This is a genomic window from Bordetella genomosp. 9 (assembly GCF_002261425.1).
Lineage (GTDB): Bacteria > Pseudomonadota > Gammaproteobacteria > Burkholderiales > Burkholderiaceae_B > Bordetella_C.
Map to the genome: position 1 here is coordinate 1,227,664 of NZ_NEVJ01000001.1, position 17,506 is coordinate 1,245,169.

Below are 17,506 nucleotides of genomic sequence, written 5' to 3' on the forward strand. Positions count from 1 at the left end.
CGTTCCGGCCGCATTGCCCTTTTTTCAGGTTCCCTCGTACGTGCGCATCGTCCGGTCGTTGATCCTATTCCTTGCTGGCGCGGTCTCTGTCGCCCAGGCCCAAGTCGCAACGGATACGTCAGCGGATTCCAAGTCGTCGACGACGCAGTCCGTTTCCAAAACCGCCGGCCAGGACGTCGAGGTCCTGGGCCTGCGTTCGTCGCCGGGTTTGCGGGTGCATCGCCTGAACGGCGACCAGGCGCCCGCCTACCTGGAAGCGGACAAAATGGACGGCGACCCCGATTCCAATCTCACGCTGACCGGCAGCGCGCAGGTGCGCCGCATCGATTCCGTGCTCAAGGGTGACACGATCACCTACCGCCGCGCGTCGGGCCAGGTCGACTCCCAGGGCAGCGCCCGGCTGATGCGCGACGGCACGGTGGTGACCGGGCCGGCCCTGCAATACAACGTCGACACCGACAGCGGCCAGCTGACCGCGCCGGATTTCTGGCTGGGCGCTTCCGGCGGCTTCGCCCAGGCGCAGCATGCCGACATCTTCAGCCGTTCGACGATGCGGCTGCAGAACACCACCTACGCCGGCTGCGCCTGCGACAACCCGTCCTGGTACATCAAGGCCGATTCCGCGGATCTGGATTTCGACGAAAACGAAGGCGTGGCGCGCAATGGGGTGCTGTACTTCAAGGACGTGCCCATCCTGGCGTCGCCGTACATGACCTTTCCGGTCAAGAAGGAGCGGAAGTCGGGTCTCCTGGTTCCCACGTATGGGTCGACCAGCCGCAGCGGCTTCGAGGTCATGACGCCGTACTACTTCAACCTGGCGCCGAATTATGACGCCACGTTGTACCCGAGGCTGCTGTCCAAGCGCGGGTTGCAGCTCGGCGGGGAATTCCGGTATCTGGGGCCGTCATACAGCGGGATCATGCAGGGCACTTATCTGCCCGACGACGCGCAGACGGGTGAGAAGCGATGGATGTACAGCAGCAAGCATTGGCAGACGTTCGGCAACGGCTTCTATGGGATGTGGAATCTCAATGGTGTGTCGGATAACGACTATTACCGCGACTTTTCCACGATCGGCTTGAACGAGGCGTCCACCACCTACCTGCCTCGCCAAGGCATGGTGGGTTGGAGCAACCAGTACTGGCAGACCTACGTCCAGGTCTACAAGTATCAAACGCTGCAGGACGTCGACTCCCTGATCCTGCCGCCGTACGACAAGGTGCCGGAGCTCTCCCTGCGTGGCCAGCGCTACAACTTCTACGGATTCGACGCCAATCTCACCAGCACCGCGACGCGCTTCGAACGGACTCTGGTGGGACCCGCGGAAAACATCGCTGGCGCCATCAACGGCCACTACGGACCGAACGGCGACCGCCTGCAGGCGTATCCGACACTGGCCTTCCCGATCGTGCGTCCGGGCTGGTATGTCACCCCGAAGGTCGGCTACAACTTCACCCAGTATCAAAGCACCAACTGGTACGGCGGTGACTGGAACTTCCTGGGCACGACCAACTATCCGAGCAGCGAGTCGCGCGGCCTGCCCATCTTCTCGGTCGACAGCGGGATGACCTTCGAACGGGATACCACGCTGTTCGGCAAGGACTCCATCCAGACGCTGGAACCGCGTCTGTACTACCTGCGCGTGCCGTATCGCGATCAGTCGAAGCTGCCCGTCTACGACACCGCGCTGGCGGACTTCAGCTTCGCCCAGGCTTTCGAGGAAAACATCTATACCGGCGGTTGGGACCGGATCGCCAACGCGAACCAGCTGACCGCCGCGCTGACGACGCGCTGGCTGGATGCCAACTCCGGGTTCGAGCGCCTGTCCGCGTCGATAGGGCAGCAGATCTATTTCCAGGACCAGCGGGTCACGCTGCCGAACGAAACGCCGCGCACCAACGTCCGTTCCAATTTCCTGGCGGAAACGACCGCGGCGCTGACGGACACGCTGACCACGACCCTCAGCGGCCAGTACGACCCTTACAATAGCCGCTTCCAGCAGGGCCTGATATCCGCCCGCTGGTCGCCGCAGCGCCTGACGTCGATTTCCGTCTCCTATCGCTACCAGCGCGATCCCCCGACGATCAGCACGGGCGCGCAGCAGTCCTATATCCAAGGCCAGAACCAGGTGAGCCTGGCGTTCCAGTGGCCCTTCACCCAGCGCATATTCGGGGTGGGCCGCATCGACTATTCCTTGCACACCGGGCCGATCACCGATTCCAACGGCTTGCAGACCCAGGATTCGCGGCGCGTGACGCAGGCTATCCTCGGCGTGGAGTACAAAGGCGATTGCTGCTGGACAGGCCGCGCGGTATTCCAGCGCTATGCCGTGGCGACCGACGAGAACAATACGGCCTTCTTCCTCCAGCTGGAGCTGACCGGACTGGGCGCGTTGGGAACCGATCCCCTGAAGCTCCTGCGGCGCAGCATCCCGGGTTACGAGCCGGTCAATCCGCCCCCGGCGTCCGGAACGACTTTCGAAAGGTATGAATGATGCGTAGTGTGTTTTTGCCGGCCAGCCTGGCGCGCGACATCGTGGTAACGATCGCGTGCGCCGCGCTGCCGCTCTCGGCTGTCGCGCAGTCGCAATCGCAGTCGCAGGGGCGGCCTTCCGCGCAGTCGCATAAGCCCGCCGCCAAGCCCGGCGCCAAGCCGGCGGCGCCCGCGCCCGCACCGCAGCCCGCGGCCGCGCCGCAGACGGACCAGTTCGCCGATGGCATCGCCGCCGTGGTGAACAAGGACGTCATCACGATGCGCGAGGTCAACGAAGGCGTCAAAACCGCCACGCAGGAATTGACGCGCCAGAACATCCAGCTGCCCGACACCAAGGTCCTGCAGCGCCAGGTGTTGCAACGCCTGATCATGGAAGACCTGCAGCGCCAGGATGCCAAGCGCCTGAATATCCGTGTCGACGACGCGCAGGTGGACCAGGCCATCGGTACGGTCGCCTCGCGCAACAAGATGTCCACCGACCAACTGCGGCAGGCCATCGAAAAGCAGGGCATCACCTGGCAAGCCTATCGCAAGAGCATCCGCAGCGAAGTGCTGGCTGACCGCCTGCGCCAGCGCACCGTCGACGCCACACTGGTGATATCGGACGCGGAAGTCGATGCCTTCCTGAAAGAACAGGAGCGCCGCCAGGGCCGTTCGGGCAGCGCGCCCGCCGCGCCCGGACCGGCCGTCGCGGCGGCGCCGCAGGCCCAGGCCCCGGCCGGGCCGGAAATCGTGGCCCTGGCCCAGATCCTGGTGCGCGTGCCCGAAAGCGCCACGCGCGATGCCGTCGCCGCCTTGCGCAAGAAAGCCGAAGACATCCTGGCGCGCCTGAAAGGCGGCGCCGATTTCGCCAGCGTCGCGGCCGCCGCCTCGGACGGCCCCGAAGCCCTGCAGGGCGGCGTGATGGGCGAGCGTCCGCTGGAAGGCTGGCCCGACCTGTTCGTCAATGCGGTCGCCAACCTCCGCAAGGGCGAGGTATCCGGCATCGTCCAGAGCGGCAACGGCTTCCACATCCTGAAGGTGCTGGACCGCCGCAGCGCGGGCGCGCCCGCGCCGGCGCGCAATCCGGCGCAGACGCCGGCCACGCCGCCGGCCGCGCCGCCCAACCCGAGCTCGGACGGCACCGTGCCGCTGCCGCAGGGTCCGGTGCAGGTCACCCAGACCCATGCGCGCCACATCCTGATCAAGACCTCCGCCGTCATGTCGGATGACGAGGCTCGCCAGCGCCTGACGCTGTTGCGCCAGCGTATCGTCGAAGGGCACGAGGACTTCGGCCTGCTCGCGCGGCAGAACTCGCAGGACGCCACGGCACCGCAGGGCGGCGACCTCGGCTGGCTGAACCCGGGCGAAACGGTGCCGGAATTCGAACAGGCCATGAATGCCCTGCAACCCGGACAGGTCAGCGAACCCGTCCAGACCCGCTTCGGCTGGCACCTGATCCAGGTCCTGGAACGTCGCGAGAAGGACGTCAAGGACGAGGTCCAGCGCCTGCAGGCCCGCCGTGTGCTGTTCGAACGGCGCTCCGAACTGGCGTTCGACGACTATCTGGAGCAACTGCGCGACGCGGCGTATATCGACAATCGCCTGGAGAAGCAGGATCGCGAAAATAGCCAGGACAGCGCTACGCGGTAACCCCGTCGTCAAATAGCTTATGGCCCAGCATCAGGCGCGCAAGCGCTTCGGACAGCATTTCCTGGTCGACGAAGGCGTCGTGGACGCCATCGTCCGCGCCATCGGGCCCGCACACGATGACCGCATGGTGGAAATCGGGCCGGGCTTGTCCGCGCTGACCCGCCCCCTGCTGGAACGTGTGCGGCAGTTGAATGTGGTCGAGATCGACCGCGACCTGGCGGAACGCCTGCGGCGCGACCATCCCGCCGACCGGCTGGTGGTGGTGGAAGCCGACGCGCTGACCGTCGACTTCTCGCAATTCGGCGCCGGCCTGCGCGTCGTCGGCAACCTGCCGTACAACATTTCCAGCCCCATTCTGTTCCATCTGATGACGGTCAGCGATACGGTGCGGGACCAGCACTTCATGCTGCAGCGGGAAGTCATCGATCGCATGGCGGCGCAGCCGTCGTCGTCGGATTACGGGCGGCTGTCGGTGATGCTGCAGTCACGTTATCGCATCGACAAGCTTTTCGATGTCCCGCCGGAAGCCTTCGACCCGCCACCGCGCGTGGTGTCTGCCGTCGTGCGCATGGTGCCGCTGCCGGCGGACCGGACCCGGCCGCGCAGCGAGGCCGCGCTGGAACAGGTGGTGGCGCGGGCATTCGCGCAGCGGCGCAAGATGCTGCGCCGCGCCCTGGGCGATTGGGCGGCGCACGTGCCCTGGGAAGCGCTGGGCATCGCGCCCACGGCGCGCGCGGAAGAAGTGCCGGTGGCCCGGTTCATTGCCCTGGCCGATGCGCTGTTCGATGCCGGCCTGGTAGGGCCGGAGCGGCCGCATAGCGCGGAGCTCGATGCCTGATAACGGCGCCTGAATACCGGCGCCAAGATTTGGGCTTTCAGGCGCCGGCGCGGGGCCTACAGCCTGCGCGCCCCGGCCAGGAACAGGCGCGTCGCATCGCGAGCGCGATCGGACAAGAGTTGCGCGGCCTGCGCGCACGCCTGGGCCAGGGTCATCGGCCCGGCCGCCAGGCTGTACGCCGCCGTGATCCCGGCGCCATACAGTTTTTCGTAGCCTTCGCCCAGCGACCCCGCCAGCGCCACCACGGGCACGCCCGCCTGGCTGGCGATGCGCGCGACGCCCGCCGGGGTCTTGCCATGCAGCGTCTGTTCGTCCATGCGGCCTTCGCCCGTGAAGGCCAGGACAGCGCCCTGCATGGCGTGCGCCAGTTTCCCCAATTCCGCGACGACCTCGACGCCCGGCCGGAAATCGGCGTTCAGGAAGGCGTGCGCCGCGAAGCCCAGCCCGCCCGCCGCGCCGGCGCCCGGCCGTTCGCGTTCGTCGCGCCCCAAGGTGCGCGCGCTCAGGTCCGCGAAGCGCGCGAGCGCCGCATCCAGTTGCCGCACGTGTTCGGCCGTCGCGCCTTTCTGCGGCCCGAACACCGCGGACGCGCCATGCGGGCCGCATAAGGGGTTGTCGACGTCGGACGCGACTTCGACGCGCACCTTCGCCAGCCGCGGATCCAGCGTGCCGGTGTCGATGCGCGCGGCCTGGGCCAGGCCCGCGCCGCCGTCGGGAACAGGATGACCGTGCGCATCCAGTATGCGCAGGCCCAACGCGCAGAGCATGCCCGCGCCGGCGTCGTTGGTCGCCGATCCACCCAGCCCCAGGATAATGCGGCGCGCGCCGGCATCCAGTGCCGCGCGCATCAGTTCGCCAACACCGCGGCTGGTCGCGCGCAAGGGATCGCGCCGTTCCGGCGGGACCTGTTCCAGGCCCGCGGCGGCCGCCATTTCGATGACCGCCGTGCCGTCGTCCAGCCAGCCCCAGGCTGCCGCCGCGCGGCCACCGAGCGCGTCCGTCACATCCGTCGATCGCCATTCGCCGCCAGCGGCCGCCAGCACTGCCGCCACCGTCCCTTCACCACCGTCGGCCATCGGGATCTCGACGATCTCCGCTTGCGGGCAGGCGGCGCGCACGCCACGCGCGATGGCGGCGGCGGCGTCGGGAGCGGACAGGCTTTCCTTGAAAGAGTCGGGCGCGATGACGATTTTCACAGGCGGTCTCGTTGTTGGTTGTGTGCTGTGGGCTGCGGGGCAGGGCGGCTGCCCCGCTGGGAGCCGCCCATGATAACGCCCTGCCGGCGCGTGTATGACCATTGCAGTCCGGCAGGCGTACCATAGGACGCTTGCTCAACTTCCCGAGGAATACGTCATGGCAGTGCTGCGTCGCACCAAAATCGTCGCCACCCTGGGTCCCGCGACATCGTCGCCGGAGCGGATCGAAGCGCTCGTGCGCGCCGGCATGGACGTAGCCCGCTTGAACTTCTCGCATGGCGATACCGAAGACCATCGGCAGCGCGCGCAACTGGTGCGCGAGGCCGCTGCCAGGCAGGGCCGCTTCGTGGCGTTGATGGGCGACCTGCAAGGTCCGAAGATCCGCATCGCGCGCTTTGCCGATGGCAAGGTCACGCTGAAGGTCGGGTCCACGTTCACCTTGTCCAACAGCTATCCCTACGACGAGGGCAATGCGGAAATCGTCGGCATCGACTATCCGGAACTGGTGCAGGACTGCCGCCCGGGCGACGAGCTGCTGCTGGATGACGGCCGCGTGGTGCTGCGCGTGGAAAGCATAGACCGCGACTCGGTGCAGACCACCGTCATGGTCGGTGGCGTGCTGTCCAATAACAAGGGCATCAATCGCCGCGGCGGCGGCCTGTCGGCGCCCAGCCTGACCGACAAGGATCGCGCCGACATCAAGGTGGCGGCGGAGTTGCAGCTGGACTACGTGGCGGTTTCCTTTCCGCGCCACGGTTCCGACATCGAAGAGGCGCGTGAACTGGTGCGTGCGGCGGGTAGCGACGCATGGATCATCGCCAAGATCGAACGCGCCGAAGCCGTGGTCGACGATGAAGCCCTGGATGCCCTGATCCGCGCCAGCGACGGCGTCATGGTGGCGCGCGGGGACCTGGGTGTCGAAGTCGGCGATGCCGAACTGGCGGGCATCCAGAAGCGCATCATCCAGCACGCCCGCACGCTGAACAAGGTCGTCATCACCGCCACGCAGATGATGGAATCGATGATCACCAATCCCTTGCCCACGCGCGCGGAAGTTTCGGATGTGGCCAACGCGGTGCTCGATTACACCGATGCCGTGATGTTGTCCGCCGAAAGCGCGTCGGGCCAGTATCCGGTCGAAGCGGTCGAGGCCATGGCGCGCGTCTGCCTGGGCGCGGAAAAGCATCCCACGTCCACGCATTCGCATCACCGCCTGGGCGAGACCTTCTCCCGCTGCGACGAAACCATCGCGCTGGCGGCCATGTACGCGGCCAACCACTTTCCCGTCGTCAAGGCGGTGATCGCCATGACGGAAAGCGGCCATACGCCGCTGATCATGTCGCGCATCCGCTCCGGCGTGCCCATCTATTGCTACAGCCCGCACCCCGTGACGCAGCATCGCGCGGCGCTGTTTCGTGGCGTATATACCGTACCCTTCGACCCGTCGTCCTATGATCCCGCGGAGTTGAGCAACGCCGCGATCAATGAGCTGAAGCAGCGTGGCCGTGTGGAAGCGGGCGATTGGGTCATCCTGACGAAAGGCGATTCCTACCGCGACAGCGGCGGCACCAATGGCATGAAGCTGCTGCCGGTGGAATAGGCGCGGCGGCTCAGCCGAAGAACCAGTAGCACACGCCGATGGATGCCAGCACGCCGGCCAGGTCGGCCAGCAATGCGCAGCCCACGGCGTGGCGCGCGCGGCGGATGCCGACCGCGCCGAAATACACCGCCAGCACGTAGAAGGTGGTTTCGGTGCTGCCCTGCACCGTGGCGGCAAGCAGCGCCGGAAAGCTGTCCACGCCGAAATGGGACATGGTGTCCAGCATCATGGCGCGCGCGGCGCTGCCCGAAAACGGCTTGACCAGCGCCGTGGGCATGGCGTCGACGAAGCGCGTGTCCCAGCCCGCCGCATGCGCCAGCCAGCGCATGCCGTCCAGCACGGCGTCCAGGGCGCCCGAGGCCCGCAGCACGCCCACCGCGCACAGCATGGCGACCAGGTAGGGCAGCAGGTCCCGCGCGATGTCGAAGCCCTGGCGCGCGCCTTCGATGAAGGACTCGTACACCGGGATCTTTTTCCACGCACCCGCCAGCAGGAAGGCAAGGATGATGCCGAACAGCGTGAGGTTGCCGAGCAGCGAGGACAGCGCCGCGATCGCGCCGGACGACAGCGTGGCCAGCAGCGCGGCAAAGCCACCCAGGATCACGGCGACCGCCGCCAGCCATGCAAGCACGACGGGGTCGTGCAGGCGCAGGCGCTGGCATGCGGCGACCGTCAGCAGCCCCACCAGGCTGGATGCGCAGGTCGCCAGCAGTATCGGCAGGAAGACCAGCGTGGGGTCGGTGGCGCCTTGCTGTGCCCGATACATGAAGATCGTGACCGGCAGCAGCGTCAGCGACGAGGCATTCAGCACCAGGAAAAGTATCTGGGCATTGGTCGCCGTTTCCGGCTGTGGATTCAGCGTCTGCAGTTCGCGCATGGCGCGCAGCCCGATCGGCGTGGCGGCGTTGTCCAGCCCCAGCGCGTTGGCGGCGAAGTTCAGCGTGATCAGGCCGATGGCGGGATGGTTGCGCGGCACCTCCGGCATGAGCCGGCCGAACAGCGGGCCGAGCAGGCGGGCCAGGGCGCCAACCAGCCCTGCCTGCTCGGCGATGCGCAGGAATCCCAGCCACAAGGTCAAGGTGCCGAACAGCAGCACCATGACTTCCACCGACAGCCGCGCCATGTCGAACAGCGCGCCCACCATGGACGCGAAGACGCCGGCATCGCCGCCGATCAGCCAACGCAGCCCGCCGGCGACGCCGGCGGCCAGGAAGAATGCCAGCCAGAGCCTATTCAGCATGACTCGGCATCGCGGCTCAATCGTCGCTCTTGGGATCCAGTCCCGGGAATAGCACGTCGGTGTAGCCCAGCTTGGTCAGGTCGGTCATCCGGGTGGGGTACAGGCGGCCGATCAGGTGATCGCATTCATGTTGCACGACGCGTGCATGGAAGCCGCGCGCCTCGCGTTCGATCATGTTGCCGGCGGGATCGTAGCCGGTGTAGCGGATGTGCGTATGGCGCGGTACCAGCCCGCGCAGCCCGGGCACCGACAGGCAGCCTTCCCAGCCTTCTTCGCGGTCGTCCGACAGCGGGGTGATGATGGGATTGCACAGCACCGTTTGCGGGACGGGCTCCGCATCCGGGTAGCGTTCGCTGCGTTCGAAGCCGAAGATCACCAGCTGCAGGTCCACGCCTATCTGCGGCGCCGCCAGGCCGACGCCGTGCGCGTGCTTCATGGTGTCGAACATGTCCTGAACCAGGGCGTGCAGCTCAGGCGTGTCGAAGTCGCGGATGGGGGCCGCCACGCGCAGCAGGCGGGGGTCACCCATTTTGAGGATTTCGTGGATCATGGCGTCGGTGTCACGGTGAAGGATGCTCGGCGGAGCATTCTAGGCGGCGTGTCCATGGCCCGTCCACACGCCGCGCAAACTCGGATCAATCGTTCTGCGATCCTTTCTGGATGAACTCGATCTTGTAGCCGTCGGGGTCCTCGACGAAGGCGATGACCGTGGTGCCGTGCTTCATGGGACCGGCCTCGCGCGTGACCTTGCCGCCGCGTTCGCGCACGCGATCACAGGCTTCGTAGGCATTGGGCACGTCGATGGCGATGTGGCCGTAGCCCGTGCCCAGGTCGTAGCGTTCGGTGTCCCAGTTGTGCGTGAGCTCGAGCACCGCGCCGTCCTTCTCATCCTGGTAGCCGACGAAGGCCAGGGTGAACTTGCCGTCGGGGTAGTCCTTGCGGCGCAGCAGGCGCATGCCGAGCACGTTGGTATAGAAATCGATGGAACGGTCCAGATTGCCGACACGGAGCATGGTGTGGAGCAGTCGCATGATGGTTTCCTTTCAACTGGCTGATCGCGGCGGCCGCGCGGGGCGCGGGCAATTCGACATTGTAGAGGCTGCGAGCCCGAGCCGCGTCGAGCAGGCCGACGCCGGCGTGCCTTGCGAGGCCCCTGTGCCCGCGGCAAGGAACCCCTGCCGCCGGGCTGGCACCCAACCCGCCGCGATCAACTGTGCGCCGGCCACCCACGATCGCCGCCGCCGGCCACAACAGCAGAACAGGAGACAGGTATGCAATTTTGCAAACGGGAGTTCGTGGCCCTAGCCTTGTTGAGCAGCTTCATCCCGTGGAGCGCCACGGCGGCCGACGCGGAACTGATGTACCCGCAGCGGCCTGTGACACTGGTCATTGGCTACCCGCCGGGCGGCAGCGCGGAGGCCCTTGCACGGGTGTTGGCCAAATATATGGGCGCGGAGCTGGGGCAGAACATGATTGTCGACTTTCGGCCGGGCGCGGCGGGCAATATCGGCGCCAAGGCTGTCGCACGCGCGAAGCCCGATGGGTACACCATTTATCTGGGCGCACGCCCGAACACGATACACAAGGCGATGTATCCGCAGCTGGATTTCGACTTCGCGCGCGAGATGGTACCCATCGGCCTGGCCGCGACGATGCCGTTCGTCATCGCAGTGGGCAAGGACGCTCCTCTCGGCAGTGTGCAAGACATCATCGACCTGGCGAAAACGTACCCCGGCGCGCCGACCTGCGCCTCGGCGGGCGTCGGCACCAGCGATCATCTTCTATGTGCGATGTTCCAGGAGGAGACAGGCACCGACATTGCGCATGTGCCTTATCGGGGTGGCTTGCATGCGTTCAACGACGTCATAGGAGGACGGGTCGATATGCGTTTCGCGCCGCTGCCAGCGGCGCTTCCGCATATCCAGGCGGGCAATGTGCAGGCGCTTGCCGTCATGTCCCGAGAGCGGGTGTCCAGTCTCCCGCACACCCCGACCATCGCCGAAGCCGGCTTCCCCTCCCTGGCGCTGGACGCCTGGTACGGCCTGATGGCGCCGGCGGCTACGCCGCCTGAAGTCGTGGCGCGGCTCAATCAATCGATGAACGCGGCGCTGGCCAGGCAGGAGCTGCAGGAGGCCCTGCTCCAGCTGGCCTATGTCCCGCCCGCGCCGGACACGCCGGCGGCCTTCGGGGCCTTGATCGCGAAAGAAACCGAAAGGTGGACGACCATCCTGGAAACCCGCAACGTCCAGCCTTCGTCCTAGGCGGTTCCTGTCCGTTGGCGGTTCAAAGCTGCGGCAGCATCGCGGGATCGTGGCGGCGCAGGACGTCGCGCGCCTGCTGGTAGTCGGGCAGGATATGCCCGACCTCGTTCCAGAAATTGGGGCTGTGATTCATTTCCCGCAAGTGCGCCAGCTCATGCGCGATCACATAGTCGATGATGGCGGGCCCGAAATGGATCAGGCGCCAGTTCAGCATGATGTTGCCGTCGCTGGTGCACGACCCCCAGCGCGTGGCCGCGGACGACAGCCGCCAGCGGCGGATCTTCAAGCCGCTCGCCTGCAGGAAATACCCCAGGCGCGCGCCGAACCAGATCCCGGCGCGCTGCTGCAGCCAGGCCTGCGCGGCGTCCCGGATACGCGAAGCGGCGGCGTCGGCGGGCAGCGCCAGCCGGAGGACGTCGCCGTCGCACGGCGCGTCCGCGTCGCCGGACAATGCCGCATGCCGTTCGTGTGACCCCAGTTCCAGCACGATGCGTTTGCCCAGGTAGGGCAGTTCGCCGCCCGCGCGCCATTGCGTCTGCGACAGCGCCAGTTGTTCCCTGCGCTTCTGCCAATCGCGCAGCTTGGCCAGGATCCACCCGGATTTCTCCACCACGGACTCGTCGACCTGGCGCAGCGTGACCCAGTTCGGCGCCGTCACGCGCAGGCCATCGTCGCTGACCACGAAGCCTATCGTGCGCCGGCGCGAGCGCAGCAGCACGAAGCCGATCTCCTGCTGCGGCGTCGCGACGACGCGCCAGCGTGCATTGGGCGGCAGGGTGGGCGGGCAGATCGTCGGGACGATGAACGGGCTGGCCGAAGAAGGCCGCAGATCGAAAGTATCGGGGGCGTCCCGCGTCGACGGAACCGTCGCACCCAGCGCGGGCGATTCCGCAGGGAATAGCGCCGGCTCGGCGTCGCCGCCGCCCGTATCGCCGGGCGGCGCGCCTGAACCGGCTGCATCGAACAGAAGTTCGAGCTGATTATTCCGAGACATACCTTTCAGGGTTGAGGCGGCGCATTTCGCCTTCGATCCAGTCCTGGACCTGGCGATTCAGCTCCTCCGGTGATTTGCCTTGCGATTCTATCGCGGGGCCGATCGAAACGGTGATCATGCCCGGACGCTTGACGAAAGCGTTGCGCGGCCAGCACTCGCCGGCGTTGTGCGCGATGGGAATCACCACGCTGCCGGTGCGTGATGCCAGCAGGGCGCCGCCCATCTTGAAGCGGCCCTTCTGCCCGGGTGCGATGCGCGTGCCTTCCGGGAACAGCAGCGGCCAGCGGCCTTCGTTCAGGCGGCGTTGTCCTTGCCGCACCACTTGTTCGAAGGCGTCGCGCCCCTTTGCGCGATCGATCGGGATCATGCGCAGCAGCGCCAGTCCCCAGCCGAAAAACGGCACGTAGTGCAATTCACGCTTGTAGACGAAACAGACCTCGCGCGGCATGTGGGCCGGGAAGCACAGCGTTTCCCACGCGGACTGGTGCTTGGAAAGCAGGATCGCAGGGCCGTCGGGCAGGTTCTCCCAGCCGCGCACCTGCCACCGGATGCCGCAGAACACCCGCGCGCCCCAGATGGCCAGGCGCGGCCAGCCCACCGTCAGGCGATAGCGCCAGTGCAGGGGCAGGGGCGCCCACAGCAGGCAGGCCAGCGCGTAGGGAATGACGGTGACGCTGAGGAAAACCACATACAGCAGCGAACGCAGAAACAAGACGGCCTTCATGCGGCGCTTTCTTCCAGAAGGATATCCACCACCGCGGCAAGGTCGTCGGCCACTCGCGTACCCGCCGGCATCTGGCCCGAGGCCAGCGTCTTCTGGCCATTGCCGGTCTTGACCAGCCAAGGCGCGCAGCCCGCCGTCGCGCAGGCCTGCAGGTCACGCAGCGAGTCTCCGACGGCCGGCACCCCGGCCAGGTCCACGTCGAAGCGCTCGGCGATCTGCTCGTACATGCCGGGCAGCGGCTTGCGGCAGCGGCAGTTGTCTTCAGGCAGATGCGGGCAAAGGAAAATGGCGTCGATGGCGCCGCCGACCTGGGCGAGTTCGCGCCGCATCTTGGCGTGGATGGCGGTCAGCGTGCGCATATCGAACAGGCCCCGGCCCAATCCCGATTGGTTGGAGGCAATGACGACCGTCCAGCCGGCCTGGTGCAGCCGCGAGATTGCGTGCAAGGACCCGGGCAGGGCGACCCATTCGTCCGGCGACTTGACGAACGCGTCGCTGTCCTGATTGATGACGCCGTCGCGGTCTAGGATGATGATTTTCACTGGGCGAGCCGGGAAATGTCTGCGACCTTGTTCATCAGGCCATGGAGCTGGCCCAGCAGGGCCAGCCGGTTGGCGCGCACGGCCGGGTCGTCGGCCATGACCATGACATCGGCGAAGAACGCGTCCACCGGTTCGCGAGCCTGGGCCAGCGTGCTGAGGCTGCCGGCGAAATCGCCGGCGTCGAATTGCGCTTGCGCGCGCGGGCTCAGGCTGTCGATGGCCTGGGCCAATGCGCGCTCGGCGGGCTCCTGCAGGCGCGCGGCATCGACGGCGCCGATGTCGCCTTCCGCCTTCTTCAGCAGATTGCCGACGCGCTTGTTGGCGGCCGCCAGGCTGGCGGCCTCCGGCAGCGCGCCGAAGGCGGTGACGGCGCGCACGCGGGCGGCCACCTGGTGCAGCGGCGGCGCCAGCGCCACCACGGCATCGACCGCGTTGCGGTCGAATTCGGCGGCCAGTTGGTTACGGTAGCGTTCGTAGGTGAAGTCGGCGACTTCCGCCAGCACGGTATCGGCGATCTGGCCGGCGCCGAAGCTGTCGGCCGCCAGGCGCAGCACGCCTTGCAGGGTCAGGGGACCATTCTGGCTGGGCTTGAGCCATCCGCCGGCCGCCAGTTGTTCGAAGGCGCTGATCAGGCCCAGCGCGGCACGCCGCAGGCCGAAGGGGTCACGTTCGCCGGTAGGCGCCAGGCCGATGCTCCAGATGCCCACCAGGGTCTCGGCGCGCTCGGCGATGAACAGGGCCGCCATGGTCAGGCTGTCGCGGTCGACCGGCGCGTCCAGGCGGTTGCGGTACTGCTCGCGCAGCGCGCGCACCACGTCGGCGGCTTCGCCATCCGCTTCGGCGTAGTAGGCGCCCATGATGCCTTGCAGCTCGGGGAACTCGCCCACCATCAGGGTGCCCAGGTCGGCCTTGGCCAGCAGGGCCGCGCGGTCGGCGGCTTGCGGATCGGCGCCCAGCGCCTGCGCGACGCCGCGCGCCACGCCGCGCACACGTTCGACGCGTTGCAGCTGGCTGCCCAGCTTGTTGTGATAGACGATCGAACCCAGTTGCTCCACGCGCGCGGCCAACGGCGTCTTGCGATCGGTCTCGAAGAAGAACTGCGCGTCCGCCAGCCGGGGCCGGACCACGCGCTGGTTGCCTTCGACGATGTTCACCGGATCGGCCACCTGCATGTTGCTGACGATCAGGAAGCGGTGCGTCAGCTTGCCGGTGTCGGGGGCGAACAAGGGGAAATATTTCTGGTTCAACCGCATCGTCAGGATCAGGCATTCCTGCGGCACCTGCAGGAAGCGCGGTTCGAACTCGCCGACATAGACGGTGGGATGCTCGACCAGCGCGGTGACTTCATCCAGCAGCGCCGGCACTTCGGGATCGTCTCCCAGCGTGGCGCCCAGGCGCTGGGCGTGCGCCTGTAGCTGGCGCGAGATTTCATCGCGGCGCGCATCGAAGGAGGCGATCACGCGGCCCGCGTCCGCCAGCCGGTCGACATAGGTATCGGCGTCGGCCAGGCTGATGGCGCCTTCGCTCATGAAGCGATGGCCCAGCGTGTCGCGGCCGGCCGTCAGGCCCAGCGCGGAAATGTCCACGACGTCGGCGCCGAACAAGGCCACCAGGCCATGCGCCGGGCGCACGAACTTGACGGTGGTTACGCCATCGGCCAACTGGTAGCTCATGACCTTGGGGATGGGCAGGCCGGCGATGGCCGCGTCCAGCGCCTGCTGCAGGCCGTCGGCCAGGCGCGCGCCGGGCGCCGTGCCGCGCGCCACCAGGTAGTCCTGCTTGCCGTCGGATTCGCGCGCCAACGCCGCGACGTCGACGTTGTCCAGGCCCTTGGCGGCCAGTTTCTTCAGCAGCGCGGGGGTCGGCCGTCCTTCGGCGTCCAGGCCCACCTTCACCGGCATCAGCTTTTCCGCGTAGTCCTGGTCGGGCGCCTGCGCCAGGACGGCGGACAGGTGCACTGCCAGGCGGCGCGGCGTCGCGTAGGCCTGCGTGCGGCAGTCGGCGCCCAGCAGGCCGCGCGCGTCCAGGCCCTGGCGGATGCCTTCGGCGTAAGCCTCGCCCAGCTTGCGCAGGGCCTTGGGCGGGAGTTCTTCGGTCAGCAGTTCGACCAGCAGGGGACGGACGTCGCTCATTGCGCGACCTCCGCGGCGCTGCGGCCGCCCAGCATGGGAAAGCCCAGCCGTTCGCGCGATTCGTAGTAGGCCTGCGCAATGGCGCGCGACAGGTTGCGGATGCGGCCGATGTAGGCCGCGCGCTCGGTGACGCTGATGGCGCCGCGCGCGTCCAGCAGGTTGAAGGTGTGCGCGGCCTTGAGCACCGCCTCGTAGGCGGGCAGGGCCAGCGGGACTTCCATCAGCCGCTTGGCTTCGGATTCGTAGTCGTTGAAATGCGCGAACAGCATGTCGGCCGAGGAGTATTCGAAGTTATAGGTGGACTGTTCCACTTCGTTCTGGTGGAACACGTCGCCGTACTTGACCGGGCGGCCGTCCGGGCCGATCGTCCAGACCAGGTCGTAGACGCTCTGCACGTCCTGCAGGTACATGGCCAGGCGTTCCAGGCCATAGGTGATTTCACCGGTGGTCGGGGTGCAGTTCAAGCCGCCGACCTGCTGGAAGTACGTGAACTGGGTGACTTCCATGCCGTTCAGCCAGACTTCCCAGCCCAGCCCCCAGGCGCCCAGCGTGGGGTTTTCCCAGTCGTCTTCGACGAAGCGGATGTCGTGGCGGGTCGGATCGATGCCCAAGGCCTTCAGCGAACCGATGTACAGGTCGAGGATTTCCGGCGGCGCCGGCTTCAGCACGACCTGGTACTGGTAATAGTGTTGCAGCCGGTTGGGGTTTTCGCCGTAGCGTCCATCCTTGGGGCGGCGCGACGGTTGCACGTAGGCCGCGCGCCAGGGCTCCGGGCCGATCGCCCGCAGAAAGGTGGCCGTATGCGAGGTTCCCGCGCCGACTTCCATGTCGTAGGGCTGCAGCAGCGTGCAACCCTGCTTATCCCAGTATTCCTGGAGTTTTAGGATGATTTGCTGAAAGGTGAGCATGGTGCTGGGGAAACCGCCCGATGGGCCCGCGGATGACAAACCCGGCATTTTACTGGAGCCGGCCCGTCCGCCGGAAAATCCTTGCGCGGCGTTGGTCGTATCATTCCATTTCCGCGCCTCGCGCGCCCCCGCGGCGCGCATCCGCCAACTGGAAGGAGAACAGCACATGGCCGACCTGATCGAGGTGGCAGTCGAAGACGGCATCCAGACCATCACCATCAACCGTCCGGACGCCCGCAACGCCATCAACCTGGAAACCGCGCAGGCGATGGCCGCCGCGCTGGACCAGCTGGACAAGGATCCGGCCGTGCGCATCGGCATCCTGACCGGCGCCAACAATACCTTTTCGTCCGGCATGGACCTGAAGGCCTTCGGGCAGCGCGGCGAACGGCCGCTGATCCCGGGACGCGGCTTCGCCGGCCTGAACGAAGCGCCGCCCAAGAAGCCGCTGATCGCCGCCGTGGAAGGCTACGCGCTGGCGGGCGGCTTCGAAATGGCGCTGGCCTGCGACCTGCTCGTCGCGGCCCGCAACGCCAGTTTCGGCCTGCCGGAGGTCAAGCGCGGCCTGGTGGCGGGCTCGGGCGGCATGCTGCGGCTGCCGCGCCGGCTGCCGTACCACATCGCCATGGAAATCATCCTGACCGGCGACATGCTGGGGGCGGAACGCGCCCACGCTTTCGGCCTGGTCAATCGCCTGACGGAACCCGGCAAGGCGCTGGACGAGGCCAAGGCCCTGGCCCGCACCATCGTCGAAAACGGTCCCCTGGCCGTCCAGACCGCCAAAAGCATCGTGTCGCAGGCCGTCGATTGGGAGCAGGCCGGCATGTTCGATCGCCAGCGGCCCCTGATTGCGCATATATTCACGTCCGCCGACGCCAAGGAAGGCGCACTGGCCTTCGCCGAAAAGCGCAAGCCGGTCTGGCAGGGAAAATAAACCTTCATCGCT

Annotated in this window: 15 protein-coding genes; 6 read left to right on the forward strand and 9 right to left on the reverse strand. The window is 67.2% G+C overall.

The features are described 5' to 3' along the window. The first annotated feature begins 40 nt into the window (after nt 1–40). From CAL26_RS05655 to rsmA, 3 genes are read left to right on the forward strand one after another with little or no spacing between them, the layout of a single operon-like run. Nucleotides 41–2,494, forward strand: coding sequence for an LPS-assembly protein LptD (locus tag CAL26_RS05655; RefSeq protein ID WP_373454441.1), 2,454 nt, complete (start codon nt 41–43; stop codon nt 2,492–2,494). After that, nucleotides 2,491–4,125, forward strand: a complete 1,635-nt coding sequence (locus CAL26_RS05660; protein WP_256987992.1) for a peptidylprolyl isomerase — start codon at nt 2,491–2,493, stop codon at nt 4,123–4,125. Before CAL26_RS05655 ends, CAL26_RS05660 begins: the two co-directional genes overlap by 4 nt. Nucleotides 4,126–4,144: 19 nt before the next feature. Next, entirely contained in the window at nt 4,145–4,963 is an 819-nt protein-coding gene (gene rsmA, locus CAL26_RS05665; RefSeq protein ID WP_094845893.1) for a 16S rRNA (adenine(1518)-N(6)/adenine(1519)-N(6))-dimethyltransferase RsmA, read from the forward strand. Between the two features lie 56 nt (nt 4,964–5,019). On the opposite strand, the gene CAL26_RS05670 is transcribed toward rsmA, so the two are convergent. Further along, the gene (locus CAL26_RS05670) at nt 5,020–6,159 is read right to left on the reverse strand and encodes a glycerate kinase (RefSeq protein WP_094845894.1); all 1,140 of its coding nucleotides are present in this window, start codon (nt 6,157–6,159) and stop codon (nt 5,020–5,022) included. Between the two features lie 157 nt (nt 6,160–6,316). On the opposite strand from CAL26_RS05670, the gene pyk reads away from it, so the two are divergent. Next, on the forward strand, nt 6,317–7,759 hold the full coding sequence (gene pyk / locus CAL26_RS05675; protein WP_094845895.1) for a pyruvate kinase: 1,443 nt from the start codon (nt 6,317–6,319) through the stop codon (nt 7,757–7,759). Nucleotides 7,760–7,769: 10 nt separating this feature from the next. On the opposite strand, the gene CAL26_RS05680 is transcribed toward pyk, so the two are convergent. The 3 genes from CAL26_RS05680 to gloA all read right to left on the reverse strand — a co-directional run bounded on the left by CAL26_RS05680 (nt 7,770) and on the right by gloA (nt 10,030). Further along, a complete protein-coding gene (locus CAL26_RS05680; RefSeq protein ID WP_094845896.1) occupies nt 7,770–8,999 on the reverse strand; it encodes a nucleoside recognition domain-containing protein in 1,230 nt (409 codons plus the stop codon). Between the two features lie 16 nt (nt 9,000–9,015). Further along, complete coding sequence (gene def, locus CAL26_RS05685; protein ID WP_094845897.1) at nt 9,016–9,549, reverse strand: peptide deformylase; 534 nt, start codon at nt 9,547–9,549, stop codon at nt 9,016–9,018. An 85-nt stretch (nt 9,550–9,634) separates the two neighbouring features. After that, the gene (gene gloA, locus CAL26_RS05690; protein WP_094845898.1) at nt 9,635–10,030 is read right to left on the reverse strand and encodes a lactoylglutathione lyase; all 396 of its coding nucleotides are present in this window, start codon (nt 10,028–10,030) and stop codon (nt 9,635–9,637) included. A gap of 240 nt (nt 10,031–10,270) precedes the next feature. Between gloA and CAL26_RS05695 the strand changes: the two genes are divergently transcribed. Then, a complete protein-coding gene (locus tag CAL26_RS05695) occupies nt 10,271–11,260 on the forward strand; it encodes a Bug family tripartite tricarboxylate transporter substrate binding protein (RefSeq protein ID WP_094845899.1) in 990 nt (329 codons plus the stop codon). A 22-nt stretch (nt 11,261–11,282) separates the two neighbouring features. Here the strand turns inward: CAL26_RS05695 and CAL26_RS05700 are convergent, their stop codons facing one another. The 5 genes from CAL26_RS05700 to glyQ are packed head-to-tail and all read right to left on the reverse strand — an operon-like array spanning nt 11,283 to nt 16,560. Next, nucleotides 11,283–12,254: a M48 family metallopeptidase gene (locus tag CAL26_RS05700; protein WP_094845900.1), complete on the reverse strand. Its 972-nt coding sequence runs from the start codon at nt 12,252–12,254 to the stop codon at nt 11,283–11,285. Then, a complete protein-coding gene (locus CAL26_RS05705; RefSeq protein WP_094845901.1) occupies nt 12,241–12,978 on the reverse strand; it encodes a lysophospholipid acyltransferase family protein in 738 nt (245 codons plus the stop codon). Before CAL26_RS05705 ends, CAL26_RS05700 begins: the two co-directional genes overlap by 14 nt. After that, a complete protein-coding gene (gmhB, locus tag CAL26_RS05710) occupies nt 12,975–13,520 on the reverse strand; it encodes a D-glycero-beta-D-manno-heptose 1,7-bisphosphate 7-phosphatase (protein WP_094845902.1) in 546 nt (181 codons plus the stop codon). The genes CAL26_RS05705 and gmhB overlap by 4 nt, the downstream gene beginning before the upstream one ends. Next, entirely contained in the window at nt 13,517–15,652 is a 2,136-nt protein-coding gene (glyS, locus tag CAL26_RS05715; RefSeq protein ID WP_094845903.1) for a glycine--tRNA ligase subunit beta, read from the reverse strand. The genes gmhB and glyS overlap by 4 nt, the downstream gene beginning before the upstream one ends. Next, a complete protein-coding gene (glyQ, locus tag CAL26_RS05720; RefSeq protein WP_094845904.1) occupies nt 15,649–16,560 on the reverse strand; it encodes a glycine--tRNA ligase subunit alpha in 912 nt (303 codons plus the stop codon). The genes glyS and glyQ overlap by 4 nt, the downstream gene beginning before the upstream one ends. Nucleotides 16,561–16,726: 166 nt before the next feature. On the opposite strand from glyQ, the gene CAL26_RS05725 reads away from it, so the two are divergent. Beyond that, entirely contained in the window at nt 16,727–17,494 is a 768-nt protein-coding gene (locus CAL26_RS05725) for a crotonase/enoyl-CoA hydratase family protein (protein ID WP_086063721.1), read from the forward strand. Nucleotides 17,495–17,506 lie beyond the last annotated feature (12 nt).

Excerpts from the sequence above, each read along its gene's own strand:
- CAL26_RS05660 (WP_256987992.1), top strand. The coding sequence starts at position 2,491 with ATGATGCGTAGTGTGTTTTTGCCGGCCAGCCTGGCGCGCGACATCGTG.
- rsmA (WP_094845893.1), top strand. The coding sequence starts at position 4,145 with ATGGCCCAGCATCAGGCGCGCAAGCGCTTCGGACAGCATTTCCTGGTC.
- pyk (WP_094845895.1), top strand. The coding sequence starts at position 6,317 with ATGGCAGTGCTGCGTCGCACCAAAATCGTCGCCACCCTGGGTCCCGCG.
- CAL26_RS05680 (WP_094845896.1), bottom strand. The coding sequence starts at position 8,999 with ATGCTGAATAGGCTCTGGCTGGCATTCTTCCTGGCCGCCGGCGTCGCC.
- def (WP_094845897.1), bottom strand. The coding sequence starts at position 9,549 with ATGATCCACGAAATCCTCAAAATGGGTGACCCCCGCCTGCTGCGCGTG.
- gloA (WP_094845898.1), bottom strand. The coding sequence starts at position 10,030 with ATGCGACTGCTCCACACCATGCTCCGTGTCGGCAATCTGGACCGTTCC.
- CAL26_RS05695 (WP_094845899.1), top strand. The coding sequence starts at position 10,271 with ATGCAATTTTGCAAACGGGAGTTCGTGGCCCTAGCCTTGTTGAGCAGC.
- CAL26_RS05700 (WP_094845900.1), bottom strand. The coding sequence starts at position 12,254 with ATGTCTCGGAATAATCAGCTCGAACTTCTGTTCGATGCAGCCGGTTCA.
- CAL26_RS05705 (WP_094845901.1), bottom strand. The coding sequence starts at position 12,978 with ATGAAGGCCGTCTTGTTTCTGCGTTCGCTGCTGTATGTGGTTTTCCTC.
- glyS (WP_094845903.1), bottom strand. The coding sequence starts at position 15,652 with ATGAGCGACGTCCGTCCCCTGCTGGTCGAACTGCTGACCGAAGAACTC.
- glyQ (WP_094845904.1), bottom strand. The coding sequence starts at position 16,560 with ATGCTCACCTTTCAGCAAATCATCCTAAAACTCCAGGAATACTGGGAT.
- CAL26_RS05725 (WP_086063721.1), top strand. The coding sequence starts at position 16,727 with ATGGCCGACCTGATCGAGGTGGCAGTCGAAGACGGCATCCAGACCATC.